1 pseudogene is annotated in these 511 nt (G+C 56.6%); it reads right to left on the bottom strand.

The features are described from left to right. Window positions 1-157: 157 nt before the first annotated feature. Window positions 158-403 (bottom strand): annotated as a pseudogene (locus BK660_RS31045) (nitroreductase family protein); the annotation flags it as partial. Between the last annotated feature and the right edge of the window lie 108 nt (window positions 404-511).

Here is a 511-nt window from a genome sequence, read left to right as displayed (position 1 = left end):
AATGTCGATAGGCTCTCGAAATTCGAAACAAGTCGAGCGCAGGGGATGGAAGCGACCCATTCGGTGGCCGCTGGTATCGATGATCGGGTCTGGAATTGATTAGAGCGGGGGGGGACACACGCCAGAGGCATGTTTGAGTCGCCCGCTCTTACCGGGTTTATTTGATTTCGGTAACGAAGTTTTCCCGCGAGCGGCGAACCTTTTTCAAGTTGACCAACCAGTCTCCCTCAGTGGCTCTATGACCCAGTGGCAGAATCACCACGCTACGCAGGTTGCGGGCCTCGAGTCCGAGGATTTCGTCGATCGCCGCCGGGTCAAAACCTTCCATCGGTGTGGCATCGACTTCTTCAAACGCCGCGGCGATCAAAGCAGAGCCCAAACCGATATAAGCCTGCCGCGCAGCCGCCTGATAATTAGCCTTCTACCCGTGACGCCAATGGATATCGCCATTACGCAGAGGCGGCTGTTGCCCGATTGATACTGGTACGCGACGCGCAGCGGCTCGGTTTTT

Origin of the sequence: Pseudomonas brassicacearum, from assembly GCF_003732265.1 — a bacterium.
GTDB lineage: Bacteria > Pseudomonadota > Gammaproteobacteria > Pseudomonadales > Pseudomonadaceae > Aquipseudomonas > Aquipseudomonas brassicacearum_D.
The sequence above is the reverse complement of the archived record's forward strand: the minus strand, read 5'-3'. Positions and strand labels throughout refer to the sequence as shown.